The organism is Candidatus Saccharimonadales bacterium (genome assembly GCA_035317825.1).
In the GTDB taxonomy this organism is placed as follows: domain Bacteria; phylum Patescibacteriota; class Saccharimonadia; order Saccharimonadales; family Saccharimonadaceae; genus DATHGB01.
In genome coordinates, this window is record DATHGB010000023.1 from 1 (window position 1) to 24,013 (window position 24,013).

Genomic DNA, 24,013 nt, shown 5'->3' on the forward strand with positions numbered 1-24,013 from the left:
CACTATGGCAAACACAGCAGCAAGCGGTTTCCCACGCCGAACGATTGATTTAAGTGCATACATGTTTGTATATCTCCTTTTTGTTTTTATATTTGTCCCTAAATAAGGGGTTCATGGCGAATAATACCATAACCACCATGGGTAATGCAATGACTTATCCACAACATTTCATCATTTTATAAGTTTTAGGGAGCATTCACCTCTAACTCCCCTTCTGCTATACTACGAGCAAATTATGAATCACTACATCCAAGCCACGAAAACTTACATCACAACTCACAGAAAAAAACTTGCCATCGGGGCAGCAGTTATCCTTGGCATCATCGTTTTAATAACCGCTATCGTACTATTTGTACGCAATAGTACACCTAAAATTGTTTATCAGCCAGCTAACGCTTGCGGTCTGATTACCCTTACCGAAGCGAAAGAATTGCTCGGCAATAATACACTTAATAGCAATGCAAATAACCCCGTTGTTTCAGGTAATACTGCAGCTAGCAGATGCGGCTACACTGACGGCAATCCCGACACAAACAATATGATCGTCGCGGCGATTATTGTCCGCTCAGGCGTCAATGATAAGGGCGTACAGCAAAACAAAACTGACTTTGAGGCTGGCAAACCAAGCAAAAATATTGAGACCGTAAAGAATTTGGGCGATAGTGCTTACTTTAACCAGAAACTTGGCCAGCTCAACATCCTCGACGGCCGTGAATGGATTATTTTGAGCTATGGTGTCGGATCAGCACCCGAAGCTAACACTGTAGATAAAGCAATTGAACTAGCTCGTAAAGTCCTACCTGCGTTTTTGACAAACAAGTTTTAATAAACTGGTATAACTACGGCCGAAAAATCACCAGCGAAATGACCGGCTGGTGTCGAATTTGAAATATTCACGATCATACTAATCGTGTAGTCGGTGCGCCCAGATTCGGTTGGACTATGCGCCACTACGCTCCCGCTCACATACTTAAACAGATTGGGTAATTTGTAATCATCGTTGACAACACCAAAGCTCATCTGGTCAGATGGCACCTGGACTGGACCAGCACCCACGTTCGGGGTCGTATTAGCGCTCGCATTAATCGCAAACTGCTCCGTCCCCGGACTGGACGCAGTTGGCGTGGTTGGCGTGTGAAGCGTGTGGCCACCGTATTTCGGTGGATCACCCATAATCTGTAGCGTATAGCCGCCGCTCAAATAGTTACGGATACGCACGGTCATAGTTTTAGTTGCCGTGCTTTCGGTGGTTAGCACGCCAAGGTTTGACACGCCTGGGTCAATAATCACTTCAAGAAGCGGTTCGGAGTCGGTTACGGAACCAAACTTTGCCGAACCACCGCTACTCTTGCTGTCGCCGGATGTCATATCGCCGATCGATGTCTTGGCGCAATACTGGCTTGAGCAGCTTTGCGACGTTGATCCAACACCAAACTGCGTTTCGGTTATCTGATAGCTGTCCGAGGTTGATGTTTCCGCAAATGCCGTACCTGCGCTACCACTAACAATAAGCGCTGTTAACAGCATAAGTTTTGAGTATTGCCACAGTCCCTTTTTTCGCATAAGCTTTATGTATATATTATCACCTACGGCCAGTAAAAATACAACTAGCGTCAAGCTGATAAGTATAGTAAGCTATGCATAAGTATAAACGTAAATCATACGCGTAAAAAAATACAAGACCATGGAGCCTGACAAAAACACACCCCCGGACACCGAAAACCAGCATCCTGCGGAAGAGCCGCAAGCTCCAGCTGATGCGCTCAGCCGTACTCCTGATGATCTTGAAAAAGAAAAGACCGACCAAGCGGCTGCAGATGCCGACCCAAACGCTTCCTCAGAACAGCCGACCGATAAAAAACTTTCACCTATTAAGCGTTTCTTTCGCAAGGTGAACATATACCTTTTGATTTTCGTGTTGCTGATTGTGGTTGCCGGTGTCATAACGGCTGTTAATTACCTAAACAGCCAAAAGCCCCCGTCCGAAGCGGGCATTGAAGCCCAAGGACTTACCGAAGAAGCCCTCAAACAACTCGCTAACACCGATGCAACGGTTGGCAGCACATCACAAACGCTCACCATTCAAGGTAACGCCATTATTGCGGGGCAAACGCTCATGCGTGGCACCCTGAACGTCGCGGGTAATTTTCAGACTGGCGGCAGCATCCAAGGCCCAAGCCTCACCATTTCGGGCGCTTCGAACCTTGGAGAGGCCCAAATTAACAGCCTGCAAGTTGCGACCAATACCGCTGTGCAAGGTAGCACAACGCTACGAGACTTGAATGTTTCTGGTACGTCGTCATTCGGCGGCGCTATGACCGCTTCGCAAATTACCGTTACTCGGCTTATTCTGAGCGGCAATGCCGTACTGCAGGTTCCGAACCACATCAGCTTTACCGGTCCATCACCAAGCCGTACCATTAATGGCGGCGTCGTTGGTAGCGGCGGTTCGGCATCAATTAACGGATCGGACACTGCGGGAACAATAAACATCAACACGGGCAGCAACACCACTGCCGGTTGTTTCGCGCGCATTAATTTCCAACAAGCATTCACCAACCAACCGCATGTAATTGTCAGTCCGGTGGGCGTAGCAGCCGGACAAACCCAGTATTACGTAGACCGTAGCAATAACGGCTTTAGTATCTGTACTGCTGTTCCTGCCCCTGCTAACCAGGTCTTTGCGTTCGACTACTTTGTGACAAACTAGACGTCAACAAACACGACAACGCGGTTGGCTTTCACGTGCATGAGCGCCCGTGATATTTTGACCGTTTTCAGTCCTTGTGGCGTCCCTAGACTAAGCGTACAAGGAACAAGCATACATAAAAAGTTATGATGCCGCGGTAGAATATCGAACGGACCAACGTCGTTGACGGCGCTCACACTGTACGCTTCGCCTTCGAAATAGATCTTAAACGGAGCATAAACTTTGACCGCCATAGTTGGCTTGCTTGTGGGCGTCTGAGCGGGCTGTTCGACCTGGCTCGGCTCTGGCTGTGTTGCTTCTTCTGCCATTATTTTTCCTCTTGGGCAGACTCGACTGAATCGGCAACAGCTGCCGCAACCGGACTCTTGTCAGCGTATTCACCTAATTTGGTATCCTTTGTCTCCATCTTGCCGATAATCTCTTCAACACCATCGAGTGTTTTTTCGCGCGTCATATGCTCACCTGCTACGCCGGTCACCTTTTCCATGACGTTAAACCGTTGTTTGAAGAATTCGATGAGCTGTTTTGCTCTGTTGTAATCCTCGCGGTCTTCGCTTGAAAGTTCAGACTCACCAATAATAGCGATGATTCCTTTGAGCGACTCGTACTTTTGCAAAATTGCCGTTGCCCGGGTGGCAAGGTCGTAATGCCGCTCGCCAACCACTTCTGGTGTTAGCAGGCTCGATTTTGATGCCAAGATATCGACTGCCGGTCGGATACCCTGTGCCGCCACCGCACGTGAAAGTACGATGGTCGAGTCGAGCTCATGCTGGATCATCTGCACCGCCGGGTCGGAAAGATCGTCGGCCGGCACGTAGATTGTTTGCAGCGCGGTAATTGAGCCGTTTGCATTAGTCGACAAGCGGTCCTGGAACGTCTTGATGTCGGAGAAGACCGTTGGCTGGTAGCCACCCTCAGCCGGTGTTTGGTCGATAATCGTCGAGACCTCGTTTCTAGCCTGGATGTAGCGGTACATATTGTCAGCAAACAGCAGCACGTCCTTTTTTTGATCGTCACGGAAATATTCGGCAAGTGTGATAGCGGAAAGACCGATCAAACTACGCTGGACCGGATTTTCGTTCATCTGACCAAAGAACATAGCGGTTGTTTTTAAAAGACCGTTATCAGCAAGGGTCTTGTAGAGCTCATGCCCCTCACGAATACGCTCACCAATACCGGCGAACATACTAATCGCGCCCGAACCTTCGGCAACGTTGTTGATAATTTCCATCGTCAGTACCGTCTTGCCCACACCGGCACCACCGACAATACCAATTTTACGGCCTTTGACGAACGGGGTAAAGAAATCGAGGACCTTCAGGCCTGTTTCAAGCACTTCGTCGGAGCGATTTACAAGGCTTGTCTCCCGGAAGGCTGGCGAGAAAATCGGGCGCTTAATCATTTTGTCTAGTACCGCTTGATCCAGCTGCGGCTTGCCGTCGATCGGACGCCCCATAGCATCCCACACGCGGCCAATCATTTCTTCACCTACGGGAATCTCGAGGCTGCGCCCGCTGCGCGTCACCGACTCACCCTTTTGGATACTGTAATCACCACCGATGTTCAGACACACTGCCATATCACTGTTCGTCAGACTACTGACGAGAAGCGGCGACTTTTTCTCGTTGTCAACGTAAAGCATTTCATTGAGATCTGGCATACCTTCATCGAACCGGACCTTAATAACCAGGCCCTTGAGGGTACGGACGACGCCCTTTTTATACACTGTTTGTTCGCTCATTATTCTGCTCCTCCGGCACGTAATTTTTTGAGACCGGCCATAGATTCTTTCAACCTGGTGTCGACTTGGCTACGTTTGGCACGGTTATATTCGGTATGGAGCTCACTAGCATTGTCGATCGAGCGTTCTTTGGCGGCAGACATAGCCTTGAACCGGCTTGCAACCTGGGCCAGACGACTATCATAAATAAATTGCGAAATCGTTAGGCGCAAAATCGAATTCTCTAAATATGCTGCCACAGCGTAAGAGCTCGGCTCGAAAATATATGTTTTTTCAGTCACCATATCATCACCTAGGATGGACAGGTCAGCCACGCGACCCTTGCTCGAAACAACATCGCTGAGATCGACGTCTTTGATTTCTTGCTGGGAAAGCGAGATGTAATTTTGATAAAAAATTCGGCTTTTGGCGTATTTCCTAATGATGGCCATCAGCGGGTCGACATTGATATAATCATGCTCGGGCAGATCGAAATAATACGTATGATCGATGTGCGCTTGCTTAAGTTTAAGCGCACCATGGTGGCCAACGACTAGCACATCGTTTTTCGTCTCGTCATAGCGTTCGACAACCTTGCGGATGAGACGATTGTCGATATCGCCGCTCAGGCCGCCCTTGGCGGTGATGAGGATCAATAGTTCTTTGTTAATCGGCGTTTCGTCTATCGTACGTCCAAAGTTAAAGAATACGTCGACACGGATCTGCTTGTAAATATTCCAGACTTCATCAAAAAATTGATTACTGATCAGTACCTTATTTTTCGTCTTGGCAATCTGCATGCTACTCAGGGTTTCGAGCGCCGATGTCAAGCTAACTACAGAACGGACCGAAGCTTCCTCTCCCTTAATTTCAAGTGGGCGACGCATCTACTTTTTCTCCTCTTTAGAGGTCTCGGGCTGTTTGTCGTCGGCTTTTGCTGGTTCTGCAGGAGTAGGAGCATTAGCTTCAGCTGCTGCATGTTCTGCCTCTTCGGTCTGACGCGTCTTCTCTAGCTCGATCTTCGCAGCCTTCTCGATTGCTACTTTCTTCACTTCGTCGATCGTCGTCACCTCGGCCTTGAGCGCCGCTTCGAGTTCATCGAAGTTGCCAACCATGTCTTTGTCTTCTTGAAGTTTTGCCGCGTACTCGTGAACTTTTTCCTTCAGTAATTTAACATTGATAATCTCCTCGGGCCTGCTTCCGAGCACGATACTCATCAGGAACTGCTGGGCGGCAAAACTATAAATTTCACCGATTGCCTGGTTCATTAGCTTAAACAAGACTTTACCCTTATCGTAATTAGCCTGTGAGTCAGCACTGAGCTCGGTACCGAAGTGAGCGTACTCCTCGGCCGTTCGGTAGCCAGCTAATGTCAGGTTGAGCTTGTCGGCGAACCCTTTTTGCCGTTTGTTCTGACCAACACCACCGACACGTGTCACCGAGAGGGCCGTGCTGACTGCTGGACGCATAGTATCCTTGAAAATTTTCTCGTCCAAAATCCATTGGCCGTCCGTTATCGACATGACGTTAGTTGGCAAGTAGGCAGTAATGTCACCACCTGGCGCGTAGATAATTGGGATAAGGGTTTGACTCGCGTGATTTGATTCCGTCTTGCCGCCACGCTCGAGCAGGCTAGAGTGCGTATAGAACATATCACCCGGGTACGAGTCGCGACCCGGCGAAACGCCTGCGATCAGTGAGATTTCGCGGTACGCTTGGGCGTGCGCTGTCAGGTCATCATAAATCACCAGCGTGTCCATGTTGAGCTTGTGCCAAAAGTACTCACCGTGCGCCGCACCAACATACGGCACTAGATAGGTAAGGATTAACGACTCAAACGAGTTAGATACTACCACGATAGCTTTTTTGAGAGCGTCGTTTTTTTCCAGATTATTTACTAGCTCCGCCACGTCGTGCTGACGTTTGGCGATCAGCACGTAAATCACAGTGATATCGGTGTTTTTCTGGTTAATTGCTACCTGGGCAGCCAGCGCTGTCTTGCCCACCTTGCTATCCCCAAGCATCGCCATACGCTGTCCACGCGCCAGGGAATACTCGAGATCAAGAATTGTCACGCCTGTCTCGACTGGCTTATCGAGCAACTCGCGCTCATAGAGCATCGGCGCAGAGTGAAACACGTCCCACTCCTGATCCGCCTGAATCACGCCCTTACCATCAAGCGGCTCACCGAATACGTTAACGACACGGCCGATAAAGTTCTTTCCTACCGGCGTCATAATGTCACGTGACTCGATAACGCACACTGCGCCTACACGGAGCGGTGACGAATCGAGTTTCATTACCACCACGTGGTCTTCGAATATCTCATGCACGTAACCGCGTGTGTCATCGTCAAAACGTACGACGGCATGGACGTTCGTCGGGTGCAGACCATTGGCTTTGACCATGAACGAATCGATACCAATAATCTCGCCAACCGGGTTGCCGCTGCTCACCAACTTTTCAAATATCTTACCTGCTTCCACGAAGTATCTCCAGTTCTTTTACGAGCACCTCGTGCTGACTTTTTAGCACCGTGCGCAAACTGAAATCATGTACATGGTTAGGTGTTCGTAAATACACCCCTGCAACTAAGGCTGGCTGTATACCTACTGAAATAACCGACTGCGGATGTACCGACGTACGCAACCACTGTACGAGTTGCCCTAAACTTTCGCCGTCAGCCGTGACAGCAAATGTCATATGAATAACGGGTACATTTTCTTTTAAAAGACGTAGCTGCTTAATAATTTCGCCGCGCTCTTTAGCATTGCCAGGTTTAAGCGCGTTTTGATTCAAAAAATCAGTAAGCTGGGGAGACAACGCCAGCTGAGTAGGTTCGTTCGTTCCTACTTTAGAACGGACAGACGCCGTAGTGAGATCGTTATCAACTCGCTCAAATTCACTTACCAAACGCGAGATATCACTTTTGCTCACCACATTTGGCGACAACACAAAATCGGCATGTGTTTTTATTTGGGATTCGTTCATAATTTCATATCGTCCAAGATGGCCTGCTTGTTATCCTCCATCTGCTGAATGATTGATGGTAGTTGCGCCTTTAGGTCATATTGGTCGCCTAAAGCACCTAGCAAATAGTGTTCGATAACCCGAGCCATATTTCCTTCAAACGCACGCATTAGTGCTTCCTCTTGCTTGGCAATATTTTCTTGCAATGTCGTAATAAGCTTTTGCGATTGTTCTTGCACAGCCTGCACGCTGCCGTTTAGCGTCTGGAGAGCTGCGTCCTGAGCTTCTTTTGTGGCTGTCATTCCAGCCATATTTTTTTCAAACAGACTCGTCGCCATGACATTTTGATTGGCGATACTTTTTTGCAGTGTCGCACTTAACTGTTGGTGCTGTTCCTGCACGGCTTGCGCACTACTGCTGAGCGATTGTAGGGCTGTATCCTGCGCGTCTTTGAGCACCTTGCCATATTGGCTAAACTGGTCGTCAAGCTGTTTGGTTATATGCTCTTTAAGCTCGTCATTAATTCGAACGATACTTGCATCAAGCCGGCCGACTACATGATCTTTGAGCTCCGTATTAACTTGGACAATAGTGGCATCGAGATCTTCTTTGAAGAGTCTCGCGTTTTCGTTAATGACCTTTTCGAAATACAAACGGCCATGGTTACGCAATTCCTCGCGGAAGTTTTCGTCAAGAAAGTGCCCTTCAAGCTCGGCTGCTTCTTCGTCAGACAATCCATTTTGTGATTTTTGTTTGTGAAATAATCCCATGTTAACCACCCCCTTCGTGCATCATAGCCTCAGTAGTAAATATACCGCAAATAAGCCGACAATTAAAATCAATATACTAGTCAATATAATCCCGAAAAGCGCTCTGAAGATTGATTTTTTCGACATTGGATTACGACCGATTGAAACAACCCCGTTCCGCACGCCAGAATACACGATTACAATTGCCGCGATAACACTCACGACCGTAATGGCAATGCTCAGATAAATACGGATCGGACTCACTTGTTTTTCAGCGATGGCCAGCCCAACCCGTTCAAGGAATGGTGGTACCTTGACTTTGGTACTCTTTTGGTTCGGATTACTCCTGATGTCGATAGTGACCGGAATCTGGCCAAGTGTTACCGTCTTATTCTCTTTACCCGCCGTATCTTTGAGTGCCGTAGTGCCAAGGGTGACGCTCTTACCATCAAATGATGCGCCAGCCCGCCCAAACACTGTCTTTTCTTCAGTACCTGCCTTCATAGCAACACCGTTGACCGATGAAAGCGTCACATAGTCGCCAGATGCAATTGGACCACCCTGCGTGCTTACCAGCACGTTATACGTGCCCGCTACCGCTACGAACGTTTCATTTTGGAGTCCTTCATTCGTGACTGCGAGCGGCAACTGGTTGCGATCAACTATCACGCCGAACATATTCTGCAAATCAGACTGGGTTGCGATTTTGACACGATTCGAATCCTTGCCAGTTAGCTGCACGATCGCGCCAGTATCAAGCGGCGTGTCGGCAGCATAGCCTTGCGCGCTTCCACCCCCGTAACTTTCTGCCGACACAGGCACAAAAGCGGCTGTAGCCGCTACTACGATAACCGCCAAGCTAAGAATAATTCGTGATATTTTCACAGTTTGTTTATGCTCCAAGCGCCTGTCATATATTTGAGCTCATTATACCATAACCTTGATGTGTTCTAGATAGTTTACCAAGGTGCTGTGACGGCACATGCCATAGTCGTAGCAAAACAGTGTCCGTCACAGTATAAAAATGTTGTCACGGGTAAATGCTAATGCTACAATAATACCAAGCTTTTTGATGGCACCACACATCTAAGTGAAATAAACATATTGTTCTCATCTAACAGATGTGAAATAGAAATATATATAAACATATAAAATGTGGTGCCACCTTTCCACCGGTATTGGCCTCCTTCGTTCGCTACGATTTGTAGCGCTAGGTTTGCTGTTTGTTGCGTTAAGTACAACGCTATTATTAGCTAGTACTTCTCACGCGGCACAGAACACTACCAAAACGATTAGCTTTCAAGGGCGTCTGCAGACTTCGGCAGGGGCCGTGGTTGCTGACGGCCATTATAATATCCAGTTCAAGATCTACCAGGGTGGCGCAGGCACGGCAGCGGGCAATCCTGGTGGCTCTTTGAAATGGACGGAGACATACATCAACAACGGCGGCGATAGCGGTGTCGAGGTAAAAAACGGCTTCTTTTCAGTCAATCTCGGCTCAGTTAATCAGTTCGGAACAAGCGTTGATTGGGATCAGGACACATTGTTCCTATCGATGAACGTTGCAGGAAGCGCTACGGCATGTACGGCATTTGACACTGCCCCTTGTGCTGCTGATGATGAGATGCTCCCAATGAAGCGCGTAACCGCTACGCCATACGCCATCAACGCCGGCGCTGTTGGCGGCAAAACAGTTGATCAGCTTATCCAGAACACCGCCACCTTGCAATCAAACACCAACATTGCCCTTCAATCGGCGGGCGACGCGGATATCACTGCCTACATCCAGGGCCGCACCAACCAGACTGCAACCAACTTCCTCGTCAAGCAAGGGTCGGCCCAAACCGGCAAAGCCCTCGATATTCAGGGAAGCAGCGGAACCAGCCTCTTCAATATCGGTGCGAACGGCTCGCTTAACCAGGCTGGTGCCGCTCACTTTGCCAGTCCCTTAGATGTCACAGTCAGCAATTCATCGGTTAACAGCCTACCTGTTCGTATTGCCCAGCAAGGAACGGGTGACGTCGGTATCGAACTGGCGGCAACTGGTTCAAGTAAATACTCTTTAGGCATCGACGCAACCGATGGCTCTTTCAAAATCGCTAGTTCGGTCGCAGCTGGTGCGACCAGCAAACTAGGTACTAATAGCATCGGTTCGAGCAACAGTGGCGGTAACTATAGACACGTCCAGGCAAATAAATACACCGCCACACAGACCGGGCCTGTTATGAATATGTCGGTATACGTGAATGACTTTGATTCCTTCTGTCCAAATATTCAGCTCGGCATCTATGCAGACAACGGAAGTGGCACGGCACCGGGTGCACTCCTCGGTAGCTCGGCGGCGACTGCTGCAACGACTGGCTGGAATACTCTACAGTTAACATCCTCTGCCAGCGTCGCAAGTGGCACCACTTACTGGCTTGGTGTATTTACCGCTTGTGATGACACGCTGAAGTACACCCCTAGCACGGGTACGCGTGCGCATATGGATGACGCCTCGTCACTTCCTAGCACGTTTAGCGCTAGTGCGACCGGTAGCGGCCTGGTGTCGCTGTATGCAACCATCGATACGAGCAGCGGTGTCGTCGACTCATTCGGTGGAGATGCTGCTGTCTTTGATCTAGGTCCCACAGGTGATGCAACCTTTAAGACTTCGACGAATAGTAATACTGCCTTCCAGGTACAGAACTCGGCTGGCAATGACCTTCTGTCGGTCAATAGCGATGATGCCAACGGCGCTCCGAACGTACAAATTGGTAGCGGATCCGGTGATGGTACGCCAACCCTGCTTACCCTCGACCAAGCTGGCTCAGCACCAACCATCGTAAACGAAGAGGCGATGCTTGGCAGCATGTACTACGACACCACGCTTGGCAAAGTACAGTGCTACGAAGCGAGTGGATGGGGTTCGTGCGGCTCTAGCCCTGACACTTTCGTAACTCTCACCCCGGAGTATTCCAACACAGTCACTAATGGTAGCGGTCTCGGCACCATGACCACAGACCTTTGCTCCGATACGCTTAATATCAACGACGGCAGTTCAGCACAACCAACGATTTGTGGCACCAACGAAACATACAACTTCTACAATTGGATGTCTTCGCAAGGATCAGCTCAGACCAAGAGCATTTATGTCACCTACAAGCTACCATCTAACTTCAAGAACTTTACCGCCGGATCAACATCGCTAATGGGCCGCACTGACAGCACAAATTCCACTGTCACCTACCAGACCTACCGCAATAGAAGTACGGGTCTGACAGCCTGTGGTTCGGCCGTATCGGTATCAACTGGTTCTCAATCCACGTGGCAGACAGCAACCAGCGGCGGTAGTGCCGACCCATCAGCTTGCAGCTTTGCAGCGGGCGACAGCATTGTCTTTAAAATCAATCTCACGGCATCAAATAACGCGAACGCCTACATTGCCAACCTTGGCTTCACGTTCAGCAACAATTAGCCTCTATTGGTGCGTCATCCCTGTTATGCTAAAATGACCACAGTAGTTAAGCGCTGGGTGTTTAGGAATATGGAATTTATAAAACCAAACAGATACGACAGAGGACGGCCACAGCGTAATGCACCACAGCCTGGTGATTCTAGACCTATCGACTCCCCCCATCCGGTCCAACAGGCTACGCTAGCCGATAGCGGAGTTGATGACGCTCATATAGGTACGCCTCCTCAGCCTTTATATGTCACCACAAAAACGGCGGTCATATCATATGCTCGCCAATTCCTATTTACTAAAAAAGCCATCATCGTCAGTCTCGTCATCGTGGCGGTTGCCGGTTCTTTGGCTACGGGGTTGTTGGTCCACCAGCGCGACATAGCCAAAAATTCCAGCACCCACAAACCGAATGAAGCCGTTGAGGATCTTGAGTACCAAACAATCTTACCGGATGGCAAATCAATCAGTGAACTTGGTGGCTGGAAACGTGTCAGTCCGTCCAAAAACGACCCAGTATTTGCCTATGTCGACAAAATCGGTGACACCTCTATCAATGTCAGTGAGCAGCCGTTACCTAAATCATTCATAGGTGACGTCGACAATCAGGTCGCCGAACTCGCTAAAAAATTCAATGCTACGGCCAAAATCGACGCTGGCGACATCAAAGTCTACGTAGGCACGTCGGCCAAGGGGCCGCAATCTGCAATATTCACGAAAAATAGCCTACTGATCCTGATCAAGTCCCAGGAAAAAATCGATGATGCTGATTGGGCAAAATACACCGAATCACTTAATTAGTACCTAGGTACTAATGAGAACTTTTGTACTTTTCAATCGACTGCGCGACTTTGCTGTCGGGTTTGAGGTTCTCATAAAATAGCACCTGGTCTTTCGAAATGACCATCTTGTCTTCTGGACCATGAATTTCGTCACCGAGCTTGATGAGCTGAACATTGTTCTGATCGGTTGATGTTTTCTGAGGGTTTTTAGAATCATCGGTTTCTGCGCTTGCTGGTGCTTGCAGGTAATAGATGTCGGTCAGTTGCATGTACTCGTTATTAACTTGTTTGAGTTTACCGAAATAGATCTGACCGTTAGGGAAGAAAACTGCCTGGTATTTGCTACCGTCGATTGCCGCGCCAGTATTATTCTGCATGTTCGACCATGCGAACCAACCTACAACGCCAAGAATAGCGATAATAATCGCAACAATAGGCAACATGAATCGTTTCAACGATTTCTTTTCTTTTTTAGCCTGGTGCGGTGGAGCTGCTCTATTCACGGTCGTTGGCTCAACTTTTACTGGCTGTGGCTCTTCTGGCTGACGACGCTCGGGTCTGCTTATGACTCTTCTGTCTGCCGGTTGTTGCGCACGAAAGGGTCCCCCATCCATGTATGTCTTCTCCAATTACCCGTTATTAATTACTCTCGTTGGCACTATCATACCATAAGGGGTATGGGTTAATCAATGAGCCTTAATCTATGTGTTGGGGATCATCCGGAAGCACTTCGGCCATCGTTTCATAAAAAACAATCCGCTTCACTCTTGCATACAATAGCGCAGCTAGACACATCGCGCATAGTTTGTAACTACAGTAAGCCACTGCATCGATTAGCGTGCTAGGGTTTTGTTTTGTTTTGATTCGCCAGCTTTTATTAGGAACTTTTTAGTATGCATACGAACTCCGGCATCATATAGTGAAGCGCGTGATGAAATTTATGGTCATTATCCAGTTGAAAAATGGACAAGCTAGAAATCCCCCATCCCAAGCAGTACAGGGCAGGTCAATGCCCTGTACTGCAAACAAGTTATAGATTGCCGTTATGCGTTTGCTGCCATTGACCAGAGCCCGGTCCCGGTTCGTTACGGTCATACTTATAAAAAGTATACTGAGCGTGACATTCACTGCAAAACTGCACCTCCCCATTATTCCGAACAGCAGCCCCGGGCATGACGGTGCATATGTGGGCTGGTGGCGGTGGCAGCTTGTTAGTTTTGGAATTCTTGTTGGGCTTATTCTTTGCCACTATCGTTTCCCCTTTAGGAGTTGGAGGTATGGTAGAGTTTCTAGCTTGTCACAAAAAAATGACCCTGGAGTCTAAGCTCACAAAAGTCAATCTAGAGTATACAATCCAAAATGCTAGGTGTCAACGAGGTAAACCTATACGTGATTAAAACCTATCAGATTTGCGTTTATGTCGCGGTTGCCAACCATGATGACGTTTTTCTTGGCGCTGTTCTTGGTATGACCTGCTTAAACTGTTCATAAAATCAGTTCCTAGATGCGTATGGAGTTTTGCTAAATTAGTAAGATCCAGGCGTTGTCTAGAACTAAGCTCATCAAGCGAAATAGCGCCGCCAGCGATTGCCTTAACTTGCTGTTGCAATGTCCTAAGCGGAATAGCCGGAATACGTTTTTTGTGATGCGTACCGAGCTGACGCCGTTCACGCTCTAGTAGTCCGTATACCCAATCGGCAAATGCGTCGTAGAATAGCCGGCGATTCTGAGGCGTGTTTTCCGTGATTGGCGTACTACTGCCTTCAAGTACTTGGCCGCCAAAACGTACCAGTTGCCGCGTCGCCAGACTACCCGTACGCGAATCGTAATAGGTTTTACTGCGACGTGATTCGAACATATGCGGCGCAAGCTCGAGTAGCCAATCGGTATTTACCGCGGTTAGCCCCTGGACAAGATGCAATGTCTCTAACCCGCCACTCCGGGTTGGTACTTGTAGGTCAAACGGCGTGCCAGCTACAAGTTTTGGATTTCGTACGACGGTGCTACTTGATACTTCACGGTGAGTATTAGTCATTACATGAACCGCATCACCATCTTCGCCGGTGGCCCATAACTGATCAATCTGACCGGCAATGATACATTGCAGCAGTTGTTCTTGTTCATCGTTCGTAATCGGTGTTAGCAGTTCCGGATCAAGCCCAAGATCATAATCCAAACGCTCCATGACTTCTTTTGCCTTATTAACATTCTTGCCAATAATACCGATGTCTTCGTAATCGTCGGGAATAATCTGCGGTAGCGCCAGATAGACATCGTACTGAGCCAGCAGATCAGATTTTGTCTGCTTGGTATATTTACGCCAGCCGGTGTAGCGCGGACCACCTTTTACGATGCCCCCGATTTCTTGAATGCCGATAATAGCGGCCAGCTTGGTCTGAACTTCTTTCGAGTACTTTCCGGCCTCTACCAGCATTCTGCCATAACTAGATTCAACCGGGAACTGTTCCATTTGCCGGCCTATCTTTGTCACGTCGTTTGATTTTGTGAGCGCGCCAAGCGCAATCAACGTACGCTTTGCCCGGACGATAGCCTTTTTACTAGGGTCGTGATAAAAATCGAGCTGTTCAATATCGATACCGATATTTGCAAGCCGCAGCGTGAGGCGATCTATGTGTTTACGCAAAATCTCGGGCGTAGCATATGGCGGGCGATCATTAAATTCCAGGCAAGGCATCGTATCATAGGGCGCTAAAATATATTCGCCGGCCTTGGTTCGGCCAGCACGGCCGGCTCGTTGCAGACAATCTGCCTGAGAAATTTGAGCGATAAACAAGCCTTCAACACCATTTCGGACCTCGCTACGACGCTCTAGTCCGCTATCAATCACGACGTCTACATCGTCAATTGTCACGCTTGTCTGGGCAATGTTTGTTGATAAAATGACTTTGCCATTCGGGTAGCTGGCAAATGCCTGTTGTTGAGCGGTTGCTTCTAGCTGGCTATGTAATGGAATAATTGGCACGCCCGCTTCGTCAGCCTTTTTCTGAATAGCGTCCATAACATTCTGAATTTCTGACTTACCCGGCAAAAAGACAAGCATATTGCTTTTCGTTGTCGTCAGCTGATTGATAATTTCACTAATGACGTCAGTTCCCCGACGCTTTTTAACCTCAAAACTACGACCCGGTACATCAACAATCGCGGCTTTCCCATAGTAATCGGCCAAACTATCCGTTTCGATCGTAGCGCTCATAATGACGACTTTAAAACGCGGCTCTTCTTGGCAGCGCTTTTTCGCCCAGGCGACAAGGACTTCCATATTCTCGTTCCATTCGTGAACTTCATCAAGCACTAGTACTTGCTTCTCGGAAACACCAATACCGGTAATTTCCCGGACCAGTTGCAAACCGTCCGTACAATAAAGGATTTGCGTATCAGGGCTGTCATCACGTTCATGTGCCGTACGATACCCAATAATTTCATCGCTATCTTTACCTGTTCGGATTGCCCATTCTTCGCGAACACGATGGGATAAATTACGGGCAGCCAAGATTCGGGGCTGGGTGACGATTACTTTACTATACCCATGCTCAACCAAATACTGAGGCACCTGCGTACTTTTGCCCGCTCCAGTCTCGGCTGTAATAACCGTAACCTGATTTTGGTCGACTGCCGTCGTAATTTCATCATAGAAATCAAAGACAGGTAATTGATTGGTAAAACCAGTTGGGGCCGCACTCATTACCTATTATTGTACTCTATGATTCATCGTAAGTGAGCAATGAGCACTGTCCGATCATCGCTAACTTTCGTTGATGGATAATCCTTTATTTTATACGGATCAACTTCCTCGATGTGTTGATGGAGTTTTTCGTACTCGTCAATATTCGCTTTGGATGGAAAGACACCGAAATACCCATCACTCACAAGCTCGATAGTCATTACATCTTCAAGGGGAAAACGAAACGTCTGAACAAACCGAGAAGGTACGGCCTGCCCATTTATAACACCATATCCTTGTGGATCTTGGTCATTATTTTGAAGCCGGTGCTGCTCTTTAAGATAGGGCATGATAACTGCACGGCCGCCCTCAATATCACCAGTCCTATGTATGTACTCGGCCCTCATCGCGGCCATTTCGGCATCAATCACCTTATCATTGCTGTATGCATCACGCTCATTTAATCGAAAGGATGAATCACCAACCTGGGTAACGACTAGCTCTGTCCCGACTATCCTAGCGGTGATCATTGTCGCTGCAAATTTAAAAGCTGAATCCGTCATGGCCTTTGGATTATATTTTTCATAGTAGCTACTGACGGCATTTGTCAGTTCGTCAACCAACTCTTGGCCACTGCGCTCGCTTGCCAGTACGACATCAACAATAAGTTTCGATACTATCTCGCCACCTGTTTTGAATTCACCTGTCAGTTTATTTTCTTCGTACCGTATGCCTGTTTTATCGGTAGCACCGTCACTTAGCACAATCGTTGTAGCGTCATATCCAACACGGTCCTCGTTTTTTGGAGGATTTTTTCCTTTTGAAAAAACATCCGTCTCAAAACGGAGTTCTGTCTTTTTCGTATCTCTAATCATAAATTCTCCATAGACTCTTTCATCATTATTGTAGGGCAGTCTTTCAATTGCACCAAAAAAATATGAGAAGTCGTGCGGCCATGATAGTTCTTGTGCTAAAGTTATATAAACACCTACCCGAAGATATGTCAGATCCATACAAAACTATTTTTTCTTTATTGCACCGCCCAAGAGACGTTTCTAAGGTCATTATATTTAATATCCAGGGTAAGCTAATTTTACAGGATCGCGACGTTAATCCTACTATCCAAGAACCCGGCAAAATATCGTTATTCGGAGGCGGGGTTGAAGCAGGCGAGGATTATATTACTGGGGCAATTCGAGAGTTAAAAGAGGAGATCGGCGTTGATGTTCGCGAATCTGAGCTACATTACGCCTTTTCAAAAAAAATAAAGGGCAGAAACACGATGAATGTTCATTATTTTCTTCTCTCTACCCCGCTAGATATGGACGAGCTAACGATCCATGAGGGCAGGGGCATATTGATTGACCCGCAACAGCTCGTCTTCTATCCTCTAACGCCTCTCCTAGGATCTGTCGTATACGAAATACTAAACGACAACTTCCTCCCTATTCAATCTACGGCTCAGAAGTAGACACAGGATACCAAGAGGTTTTTTGCGTGTCACTATCAGGTTATGGCTGAGAAACTCTGTTTGCCGCTTCGTTTTGCCGAACTCTGATATCTTCGCAAGCATCAAATGCCGCGTTGTAGGCATCTTCATCCTCTAGGGTTAATTCGCCTGGGAAATCCGCTTCGAGTTTATTAGCACATGCAAAATATTGCGTACGAAGTTCATTCGCTTCGTTGACCGTATCGGAGGTATTTTTTATATCTTGTTGCATTTTTTCATATTCAGCTGGATATGTAGACAGTGAAAGCGTTGATAGGCCGACGGATACGATGAATGATATTACCGCTAAGATGATAAATTTGTGACTTGGACCAGCCCAATTCTCTTTTGGGGTAACTTTGCCGGAAGCATAACGGTTGAAATAATACTGGTGCACATACGCAAGGCATGGTCCCCAAAAAAGATAGACCAGCACTCCCCACACAGTTGGCACACGCCCCTCAATAACCCTGGAAGCCGCAGCGCTATAACGGCTCATCCACCAAATACTGATACTGAACGGGATAATACTAAGTATAGCCACGCAAATCATACTCACTATGTAAGCAAACGCTTTGTCAGGAATGAAAAGCGACAATGCCAATACCGTAGGAATCATAATAACAACAGCGACAATAGGAGGAAGGACAATCCATAACCAGTGTGGAATGTGTTGCTTATACGTTTCCACCAATTCATTGCGACGACGCGCAAACCACACGATAGTATAGATACCAAATGTTACGACTGAAAGAAGTATTACTTTCCACAGGGCTATTTTTTTCATATTGATTCCTTAGAGTTACGTATTCATGCAATCATACGATATTTCTCAGGTATTTTAAAGTGTTTTTAACACACGGTTAGTAGGTGGCTATTTCAATTCGCATAATTCCTTAATATATGCTTAAATAATGTCTATGAAAAAAGAGTTTAACCTTAGTCTGCTCAGGAAGAAATTGTTTAGAAGAAAACCGGTTATGGTCATAGTAATTGCTATGTTGCTTGTAGTTGCGACCAGTGGCATGGTGCTGGCTCAAACTTTACTTAAGCCGACAGATGCGCAACAGAATAAACTGGCAGTCAAAAAAGAGGATAAAAAACAACCGCAAGAGGATAAAGCCAAGCCTGAAACTCCCGTTGCCCAATCTCCGCAGCAAAGTACAGCACCTCAGGCTGCAACTCCTCAGCCGGCACAACCGAAGACACAGCCAAAGACTCCAGCAGTGCCCCAATCATCAGCTCTACCTCAATTTGGAGTGCAAGCTATTAAAATATTTAGCCCGCCTTTTTCATACTGCGACAATTCAACAGGTAGCGTATTCACATTTCCTGGAGCATATATCCAACTTACAGGTAGGGGTAGCGGAACTCTAAATTGGCAAGTAGAAGAACGAGCCAATGGAGCTGTGATCGTCGGAGCGTCAGGTTCGATTGCCGTTCCGATGAATCAGACTATGCAAGAACTCTCAGCGCCAGGCGGCCTATATAACATTCGGCCACAGAATCCAGATACTGCCTTGAGGCTTCACGTTACCAGCCCTAACGATATGGTAACGCAGTGGTACGCACCAACACCTGGTCCCGGGTGTTTCGGTACTTAGACTAATTGCTACATGACGACAAAACATAGAAAAAAGCTGAAGACCTAAATGGATTTTCAGCTTTTTTCGTCGCTCCCGTTAGTGAATTTACTTCGCGACTACAAGCTTTAAGATTTTACCAATTAGTGCCCATTTTTACACCGTGGCCTTCGTTGGCTCGATAAGCCTACCGTTTTTTGTCAGCTCCGGAGCAGTGCACGCAGCGAGGTTAAAGCAGCAGGGTCGCCGCTTGCCTGATTTTAGTTTCGAGATGGACACTTCGACCCGCCGTGCACGAGTCTCCGTAATACTGGTTGCGTTAACCCATCGTACCCATTCCCAGCGCGCCATTGGTGTGATTTTAGTCCATAAATCTTGAACGCTAGGTGGGGCGACAGCCAAAGCCTTTGAAAAGTCATCCGGTATATCTGGCTCCGGCCAGTCTTTACTCGGCGTAATTTCGAGCGCTACGGAATCGCCCGCACTCACACCAATATCTTTCTGCAGCTTTTCATCAACCTTGAACCAATGACCCCATTTTCCGTCCGGCTCTAATACTTTTTGCAAGTCATGGCCATTGATTGTTCCTCTTACCATCACCTGCCCACGCGACGGCAGTTTTATGCTCGCGCTATCGGGCAAATGCAAAATAGTCCACTCGCCGATCGTGTACAACGTGGTTTCAAAACTAATTGTTGGGATTTCAGTGCGACGGCTCTTTGCTTTCATATATTTACTATAGCAAAGACTATTGTGTCATCTATTTTATTCTCCCTGCTCAGAATAAATAAGAGAGGTCAAAAGTCTCTGTTACTCAAGTGAAAGTGAAATGTGATCATGGCTTCGAATGATATCCATAATCACGCTATAGGTATCGCCGAGTTCCGTCTTACTCTTTTGTGAATTCTTCCAAATCAATTCCAAAGGCTTTCCATATTCATGAACACCGAATCCACCGCGAAGCACATCATTAAGAGCATCCAGGTTACGTCCAAAACCTTCCAGATCAGGACAAAGCTTTTTATGGATCTCGTCATAAAACCCATTAATATCTTGGAAGCTATTACCATCTATTTCTATGGTCGTCATTGAGGGAGTATATCAGATCCCGCTAGTAGATGTATATCAACTACAAACTTATGTTCTATTAATGTAATAAACAGATACGAATGGATGGTTTAACGCGTCCTCATCAAGAAAATCATGGTAAATAAGCTCTAGGATATTTTTAATCTTAGCCTCTTCCAGAAAATCTGCCAATTTTTCAATAAGCAAAATAGAGTCTGCTTGATTGTCATCTTGTGAAAGTCTGTATTCAATCATTCGTAGTTCGGCTTCTCTTTCTTTTGAGGGCATGTATGCGACTTCTTCTGTAGGCATCGCGATTCTCAACTTTTTTCGTTGCTCTATAGCACCGTCATGTAATTCTTGTTGCTCGTCGCTAATGGCCCAGTATTCTACATGTAGACTGGGGCTATCACTACTTGTATATGGTCGATCAAGGTACAGTTGGGGTATATAAACTTTCGACTCACCTATTTCCGCTTTAAGATATTTCATAGCATGACGCAATAGTTTAGGTATGGTCTGTGAAATCTCGGCTTCAGACAAACTGATATTGAAACTACCATCTGTTATCGGATCTTTATCACTCATAAATTCACTATACCTTACCGCAAAGAAAAAAGCCTCAGTCTAAGGCCTTTTCATGGTTTCCCCTAGTGGATGTACTTAGTTAGCAACTTTGAACTAAGATTATTTGTCGTTTAAATACTTACTAGCAACACTTAAGGCGAATGAAGGCAGTATGATAAAAACAGTTGCGAATAAAAGTCTTATAAGCACTTCGCTAAGAGCGGAGTCTTGCTTATCCGGACCTGAGCCTGTCAGAACGACTAAAATCCCTAGAACACCAAAGGCAATCGACGCATACGTAAATACTCTTGTAGCTATTTTTTGCATACCTTTAGTATACCAAACAAAAACACTCTGCTTGCACAAAGTGCTTATACTGGGCTTCCCAACTGGATTCGAACTAATCCTATTATAACGTCGCGAAACTGGACTTTGTCTCCCCAAAAAAGAAGTTATCGATCAACTATATCAACAATTTCTTTCTCGTGCTTAACCAACCTAAATTATAGCAATATACTACTTAAAGATAATTTCAATAAGCATCCAACTCCTTACTGCCAATACATGTTAGTTCATAAAAAAATACATGTTATAGTAGTTGTTTTCGATTATGTTTATTGTGTTGCATAGTGTATAATTTGAGCTAGTGCTTATAGACATAGGTATGCATAAGGGAGATATGCATCAGCTACTCTGTGGAAGGAGATCTTCGTGAAAAAATATAAATTATTTGTCGACGAACTTGGAACATCACACCCAAGCAACATAGCTCTTCAGCCCTACTACATTCTTATGGGTTGCATTATTGATGATACATACCAAGATGAAATTAAGATTCATGCTGATCAAATTAAATTCAAGTACTGGGGCCACACTAATGTAGTGCTGCATTCAGCGGATATGGCTAATGACTCAAACGCTTTTATGATTTTCTCCGGTAACCCTACTTCGAAGGCCAACTTTCAAAAAGATTTGCTAATGTTCATGAATCAATTGAAGGTTGGCCTTACGGTATGTGTTGTAGATAAACAGGCCATAAGTGTAAAAGGTTGGAATGAAAAGAAGATTGTTGAATATACGGCCCGAAGCGTTATGGAGTCATTTTTAGCTAAAGTGAAGGCGAATTCTCCAAGTAACGGAAAAATGATATTTGAAATATCTAAAGGTTTCAAAGACCGAATTTACCTTGAGACCTTTAACTACTTAATTTCACCAAACTTCTCTCGCTCCGACACGGATTACAGCTTTAGGGATGTTCAGTCATTATTGACATCAATAAATTTCGTAACTAAACTTAGTCATGATATCGAAACTCAGATTTCTGATATTCTCTCTTACGCTGCAAAATGTAAGGTACTAAAAGATACCGGAAAGAGAACTTTTACGCCTGGAAGCTACGAAAGTGAAATAGTAAAGATACTAGAAAATAAACTAATAAAAACACCGCCCTCTATTAGTGCGGCAAAGAAGATTTATTTTGATAAAATTAGATCTTTCGAAATAGTCACTTAAATAGCAAAAAAGTGCTTGAGCCACAGGGTCTCTCGCACTTTTGCATACTTGTTATACTACTAGATATTGTATAATATGTCAAGCCTATTTTAGTTGTTAATTTGTTAAACCTTGACTGGCTCGCACTCAAGAAATGTGTCCTTTTTCGTACTTCATCAACCTACAAACACTTGGCTTGCGACTAGGCGACGGAACAAAGCGACTTCATGACGGCCGCGACAGCATATCTCAGCGCTTGGCGATGATCGCTACATGAGTCCTGAGGTGGAAAGAATGGTTGAGCTAGTACAGAATGGCAGCCTTCTGTGTGCGATTGAAAACACTCCCGTAAGCATAGCCTCAGATACCGCCAACGCCATTCAGGCGCTGTCATTTGAAGCTGCCGAAGTTATAAAATAGAGGAAGTTATAACCGCTATAAAACTAGAGTTTGCTTGGTTTTAGGGTTAATGACATTACAAACAAACGCACTCATCGCTAACCCTTATAGTTGTCTGGCTCTTCGTAATAATACGATTGTTCTATGCCTTTCATGAATACTTCACGATCATCTACTTTATCAGTTAATGCCGTACGCAGTAATTCACGTAGCTCCGTAGCCTTAACGTGACTGCGTATTATAGCTTCTAAGTAATCGTTTTTGTTTATAGTTGCCCAATCGATGCACTTGCCCAATTGCTTTTTTAAAATCAAGTCTAGCCAAATTCGCGTGCTTCGACCATTGCCCTCCATAAACGGATGGGCGATATTCATTTCTGCATATTTTTCAATAATTTCTTCAAAGGTTATTTCTGGCATTCTTTCTATACTCCGCAAAGCATCTTCCAAATACAATGGGTTCGCAAAACGAAATCCATCTTTACTGATATTTAGTTTGCGGATTTTTCCAGCAAAGTCGTATAGACCACCAAAAAGATACTCGTGAATTTGTTGTAAACCCTTTATTGTGCCAACCTCAAAAGATGACAAATCTTGGCTACCAAAGAGCTCTCTGGCTCGTTTTTTGCTTAACTCGTCAATGTTTTGCATATCTATATTATAGCATAAAAAGACAGATTTTTTTTAGGATTAACCCCTGTTAAATTGAGTAGTCGATCCAGAAACCGATCAGGGTTTGTCACCGCTAAGTCTGGCTCGGCATAGATAACCACTCGTGAGTTGAACTTGGCCTATATAAGAAAGAAGTTGTTGAGCAACTTCATCAACCTACAAACACTTGGCTCGAGGAATTTAAGCAGCTGTTCGCAACCGTCGATACACTACATAGCCAATGAGGACCAGAATCAGTAACGAGAACCCACCAATTGCCCAAGGTATAAAGTGAGTGCTAGTAGTATCAGATTTTTTGATGTCATCGTTGGAATTATCAGTTTGCACTACGGAATTCGGATTATCATACTCTGCAGTGTCATCGCTGGTCGTCATGTCCTGTGACGTCGTTGATGTTGACGCTTGCGCTACATCTCTGCGTAGGCTGGCCTTAGTAGCACCACCAGTACCACTATTTGTCGTCAAACTAGCGGCAGAGTTCGTTATGGTTGTAGTTGGTGCTGCAGGGTACTGGTCGGCTAGGTACGGATAGCCCTGATTTATGAAAGGGTCAATACTCCAAATATCGTCATTAGCGGTGTCATCATTAGGGTTACCTACAAAGTCCCAGGGCGTCATTGGTCCGATAATTACGGAGTCGGTAAAGGTTGCGACGTTCTTCAGTTCGGCCGTCGTTTTACCGATGCC

At 46.2% G+C, this 24,013-nt stretch carries 26 protein-coding genes; 8 read left to right on the forward strand and 18 right to left on the reverse strand.

What is annotated here, in order from left to right; translation table 11 throughout:
* Positions 1-235 precede the first annotated feature (235 nt).
* Positions 236-826, forward strand: a complete 591-nt coding sequence (locus VK497_04635; GenBank protein ID HMI09649.1) for a hypothetical protein — start codon at positions 236-238, stop codon at positions 824-826.
* Here the strand turns inward: VK497_04635 and VK497_04640 are convergent.
* Entirely contained in the window at positions 823-1,563 is a 741-nt protein-coding gene (locus VK497_04640; protein ID HMI09650.1) for a hypothetical protein, read from the reverse strand. The two genes, VK497_04635 and VK497_04640, sit on opposite strands and share 4 nt — an antisense overlap.
* A 121-nt stretch (positions 1,564-1,684) precedes the next feature.
* On the opposite strand from VK497_04640, the gene VK497_04645 reads away from it, so the two are divergent.
* Positions 1,685-2,710 carry a hypothetical protein gene (locus VK497_04645; protein ID HMI09651.1) on the forward strand — a complete coding sequence of 342 codons (1,026 nt, stop codon included), beginning with the start codon at positions 1,685-1,687 and terminating at the stop codon, positions 2,708-2,710.
* On the opposite strand, the gene VK497_04650 is transcribed toward VK497_04645, so the two are convergent.
* Genes VK497_04650 through VK497_04680 form a run of 7 tightly spaced genes read right to left on the reverse strand, consistent with a single transcriptional unit; the run spans position 2,707 to position 9,034 of the window.
* The gene (locus VK497_04650) at positions 2,707-3,018 is read right to left on the reverse strand and encodes a hypothetical protein (GenBank protein ID HMI09652.1); all 312 of its coding nucleotides are present in this window, start codon (positions 3,016-3,018) and stop codon (positions 2,707-2,709) included. The two genes, VK497_04645 and VK497_04650, sit on opposite strands and share 4 nt — an antisense overlap.
* Positions 3,018-4,451, reverse strand: coding sequence for a F0F1 ATP synthase subunit beta (locus tag VK497_04655; protein HMI09653.1), 1,434 nt, complete (start codon positions 4,449-4,451; stop codon positions 3,018-3,020). Before VK497_04655 ends, VK497_04650 begins: the two co-directional genes overlap by 1 nt.
* Positions 4,451-5,317 carry a F0F1 ATP synthase subunit gamma gene (locus VK497_04660; protein ID HMI09654.1) on the reverse strand — a complete coding sequence of 289 codons (867 nt, stop codon included), beginning with the start codon at positions 5,315-5,317 and terminating at the stop codon, positions 4,451-4,453. Before VK497_04660 ends, VK497_04655 begins: the two co-directional genes overlap by 1 nt.
* Entirely contained in the window at positions 5,318-6,916 is a 1,599-nt protein-coding gene (locus tag VK497_04665; protein HMI09655.1) for a hypothetical protein, read from the reverse strand. It lies immediately after the preceding gene.
* A complete protein-coding gene (locus VK497_04670) occupies positions 6,903-7,421 on the reverse strand; it encodes a hypothetical protein (GenBank protein HMI09656.1) in 519 nt (172 codons plus the stop codon). The genes VK497_04665 and VK497_04670 overlap by 14 nt, the downstream gene beginning before the upstream one ends.
* Positions 7,418-8,170, reverse strand: a complete 753-nt coding sequence (locus tag VK497_04675; protein HMI09657.1) for a hypothetical protein — start codon at positions 8,168-8,170, stop codon at positions 7,418-7,420. The genes VK497_04670 and VK497_04675 overlap by 4 nt, the downstream gene beginning before the upstream one ends.
* A gap of 21 nt (positions 8,171-8,191) precedes the next feature.
* A complete protein-coding gene (locus VK497_04680) occupies positions 8,192-9,034 on the reverse strand; it encodes a hypothetical protein (protein HMI09658.1) in 843 nt (280 codons plus the stop codon).
* 268 nt (positions 9,035-9,302) lie between these two features.
* Between VK497_04680 and VK497_04685 the strand changes: the two genes are divergently transcribed.
* Together VK497_04685 and VK497_04690 are read left to right on the forward strand one after the other, a co-directional pair.
* Positions 9,303-11,606, forward strand: coding sequence for a hypothetical protein (locus VK497_04685; GenBank protein HMI09659.1), 2,304 nt, complete (start codon positions 9,303-9,305; stop codon positions 11,604-11,606).
* Between the two features lie 69 nt (positions 11,607-11,675).
* The gene (locus VK497_04690; protein ID HMI09660.1) at positions 11,676-12,395 is read left to right on the forward strand and encodes a hypothetical protein; all 720 of its coding nucleotides are present in this window, start codon (positions 11,676-11,678) and stop codon (positions 12,393-12,395) included.
* Positions 12,396-12,405: 10 nt separating this feature from the next.
* Here VK497_04690 and VK497_04695 read toward each other — a convergent pair whose 3' ends face one another.
* The 3 genes from VK497_04695 to VK497_04705 all read right to left on the reverse strand — a co-directional run bounded on the left by VK497_04695 (position 12,406) and on the right by VK497_04705 (position 16,933).
* The gene (locus tag VK497_04695) at positions 12,406-12,990 is read right to left on the reverse strand and encodes a hypothetical protein (GenBank protein ID HMI09661.1); all 585 of its coding nucleotides are present in this window, start codon (positions 12,988-12,990) and stop codon (positions 12,406-12,408) included.
* Positions 12,991-13,769: 779 nt separating this feature from the next.
* Positions 13,770-16,079, reverse strand: coding sequence for a helicase-related protein (locus VK497_04700; GenBank protein ID HMI09662.1), 2,310 nt, complete (start codon positions 16,077-16,079; stop codon positions 13,770-13,772).
* 23 nt (positions 16,080-16,102) lie between these two features.
* Positions 16,103-16,933, reverse strand: coding sequence for a hypothetical protein (locus VK497_04705; GenBank protein HMI09663.1), 831 nt, complete (start codon positions 16,931-16,933; stop codon positions 16,103-16,105).
* An 80-nt stretch (positions 16,934-17,013) separates the two neighbouring features.
* On the opposite strand from VK497_04705, the gene VK497_04710 reads away from it, so the two are divergent.
* Entirely contained in the window at positions 17,014-17,529 is a 516-nt protein-coding gene (locus VK497_04710; protein ID HMI09664.1) for an NUDIX hydrolase, read from the forward strand.
* Between the two features lie 40 nt (positions 17,530-17,569).
* Here VK497_04710 and VK497_04715 read toward each other — a convergent pair whose 3' ends face one another.
* The gene (locus tag VK497_04715) at positions 17,570-18,334 is read right to left on the reverse strand and encodes a DUF4234 domain-containing protein (protein ID HMI09665.1); all 765 of its coding nucleotides are present in this window, start codon (positions 18,332-18,334) and stop codon (positions 17,570-17,572) included.
* A gap of 127 nt (positions 18,335-18,461) precedes the next feature.
* Here VK497_04715 and VK497_04720 point away from each other — a divergent pair, with 127 nt between their 5' ends.
* Positions 18,462-19,151, forward strand: a complete 690-nt coding sequence (locus tag VK497_04720) for a hypothetical protein (protein ID HMI09666.1) — start codon at positions 18,462-18,464, stop codon at positions 19,149-19,151.
* Positions 19,152-19,286: 135 nt separating this feature from the next.
* On the opposite strand, the gene VK497_04725 is transcribed toward VK497_04720, so the two are convergent.
* The 4 genes from VK497_04725 to VK497_04740 all read right to left on the reverse strand — a co-directional run bounded on the left by VK497_04725 (position 19,287) and on the right by VK497_04740 (position 21,092).
* Positions 19,287-19,859, reverse strand: coding sequence for a YdeI/OmpD-associated family protein (locus VK497_04725; GenBank protein HMI09667.1), 573 nt, complete (start codon positions 19,857-19,859; stop codon positions 19,287-19,289).
* Positions 19,860-19,940: 81 nt separating this feature from the next.
* Positions 19,941-20,219 (reverse strand): barstar family protein, encoded by a 279-nt coding sequence (locus VK497_04730; GenBank protein HMI09668.1) that lies wholly within the window; start codon positions 20,217-20,219, stop codon positions 19,941-19,943.
* Between the two features lie 48 nt (positions 20,220-20,267).
* On the reverse strand, positions 20,268-20,786 hold the full coding sequence (locus VK497_04735; GenBank protein HMI09669.1) for a hypothetical protein: 519 nt from the start codon (positions 20,784-20,786) through the stop codon (positions 20,268-20,270).
* 99 nt (positions 20,787-20,885) lie between these two features.
* Complete coding sequence (locus VK497_04740) at positions 20,886-21,092, reverse strand: hypothetical protein (protein ID HMI09670.1); 207 nt, start codon at positions 21,090-21,092, stop codon at positions 20,886-20,888.
* 384 nt (positions 21,093-21,476) lie between these two features.
* Here VK497_04740 and VK497_04745 point away from each other — a divergent pair, with 384 nt between their 5' ends.
* Positions 21,477-22,277, forward strand: coding sequence for a DUF3800 domain-containing protein (locus tag VK497_04745; protein ID HMI09671.1), 801 nt, complete (start codon positions 21,477-21,479; stop codon positions 22,275-22,277).
* Positions 22,278-22,550: 273 nt separating this feature from the next.
* Positions 22,551-22,676 (forward strand): hypothetical protein, encoded by a 126-nt coding sequence (locus VK497_04750; GenBank protein ID HMI09672.1) that lies wholly within the window; start codon positions 22,551-22,553, stop codon positions 22,674-22,676.
* Positions 22,677-22,753: 77 nt separating this feature from the next.
* On the opposite strand, the gene VK497_04755 is transcribed toward VK497_04750, so the two are convergent.
* Together VK497_04755 and VK497_04760 are read right to left on the reverse strand one after the other, a co-directional pair.
* Positions 22,754-23,305 (reverse strand): Fic family protein, encoded by a 552-nt coding sequence (locus VK497_04755; protein ID HMI09673.1) that lies wholly within the window; start codon positions 23,303-23,305, stop codon positions 22,754-22,756.
* A 201-nt stretch (positions 23,306-23,506) separates the two neighbouring features.
* Positions 23,507-24,013 (reverse strand): hypothetical protein (locus tag VK497_04760; protein HMI09674.1); only part of this gene is annotated, 507 nt, incomplete at its 5' end.

What these genes read in the sequence shown, in the direction of transcription:
- VK497_04675 (HMI09657.1), bottom strand. Translation starts at nt 8,170, where the DNA reads ATGGGATTATTTCACAAACAAAAATCACAAAATGGATTGTCTGACGAA.
- VK497_04640 (HMI09650.1), bottom strand. Translation starts at nt 1,563, where the DNA reads ATGCGAAAAAAGGGACTGTGGCAATACTCAAAACTTATGCTGTTAACA.
- VK497_04730 (HMI09668.1), bottom strand. Translation starts at nt 20,219, where the DNA reads ATGACGACCATAGAAATAGATGGTAATAGCTTCCAAGATATTAATGGG.
- VK497_04660 (HMI09654.1), bottom strand. Translation starts at nt 5,317, where the DNA reads ATGCGTCGCCCACTTGAAATTAAGGGAGAGGAAGCTTCGGTCCGTTCT.
- VK497_04655 (HMI09653.1), bottom strand. Translation starts at nt 4,451, where the DNA reads ATGAGCGAACAAACAGTGTATAAAAAGGGCGTCGTCCGTACCCTCAAG.
- VK497_04700 (HMI09662.1), bottom strand. Translation starts at nt 16,079, where the DNA reads ATGAGTGCGGCCCCAACTGGTTTTACCAATCAATTACCTGTCTTTGAT.
- VK497_04735 (HMI09669.1), bottom strand. Translation starts at nt 20,786, where the DNA reads ATGAGTGATAAAGATCCGATAACAGATGGTAGTTTCAATATCAGTTTG.
- VK497_04720 (HMI09666.1), top strand. Translation starts at nt 18,462, where the DNA reads ATGTCTATGAAAAAAGAGTTTAACCTTAGTCTGCTCAGGAAGAAATTG.
- VK497_04650 (HMI09652.1), bottom strand. Translation starts at nt 3,018, where the DNA reads ATGGCAGAAGAAGCAACACAGCCAGAGCCGAGCCAGGTCGAACAGCCC.
- VK497_04685 (HMI09659.1), top strand. Translation starts at nt 9,303, where the DNA reads ATGTGGTGCCACCTTTCCACCGGTATTGGCCTCCTTCGTTCGCTACGA.
- VK497_04750 (HMI09672.1), top strand. Translation starts at nt 22,551, where the DNA reads ATGGTTGAGCTAGTACAGAATGGCAGCCTTCTGTGTGCGATTGAAAAC.
- VK497_04740 (HMI09670.1), bottom strand. Translation starts at nt 21,092, where the DNA reads ATGCAAAAAATAGCTACAAGAGTATTTACGTATGCGTCGATTGCCTTT.
- VK497_04725 (HMI09667.1), bottom strand. Translation starts at nt 19,859, where the DNA reads ATGAAAGCAAAGAGCCGTCGCACTGAAATCCCAACAATTAGTTTTGAA.
- VK497_04715 (HMI09665.1), bottom strand. Translation starts at nt 18,334, where the DNA reads ATGAAAAAAATAGCCCTGTGGAAAGTAATACTTCTTTCAGTCGTAACA.
- VK497_04755 (HMI09673.1), bottom strand. Translation starts at nt 23,305, where the DNA reads ATGCAAAACATTGACGAGTTAAGCAAAAAACGAGCCAGAGAGCTCTTT.
- VK497_04695 (HMI09661.1), bottom strand. Translation starts at nt 12,990, where the DNA reads ATGGATGGGGGACCCTTTCGTGCGCAACAACCGGCAGACAGAAGAGTC.
- VK497_04710 (HMI09664.1), top strand. Translation starts at nt 17,014, where the DNA reads ATGATAGTTCTTGTGCTAAAGTTATATAAACACCTACCCGAAGATATG.
- VK497_04690 (HMI09660.1), top strand. Translation starts at nt 11,676, where the DNA reads ATGGAATTTATAAAACCAAACAGATACGACAGAGGACGGCCACAGCGT.
- VK497_04705 (HMI09663.1), bottom strand. Translation starts at nt 16,933, where the DNA reads ATGATTAGAGATACGAAAAAGACAGAACTCCGTTTTGAGACGGATGTT.
- VK497_04645 (HMI09651.1), top strand. Translation starts at nt 1,685, where the DNA reads ATGGAGCCTGACAAAAACACACCCCCGGACACCGAAAACCAGCATCCT.
- VK497_04635 (HMI09649.1), top strand. Translation starts at nt 236, where the DNA reads ATGAATCACTACATCCAAGCCACGAAAACTTACATCACAACTCACAGA.
- VK497_04670 (HMI09656.1), bottom strand. Translation starts at nt 7,421, where the DNA reads ATGAACGAATCCCAAATAAAAACACATGCCGATTTTGTGTTGTCGCCA.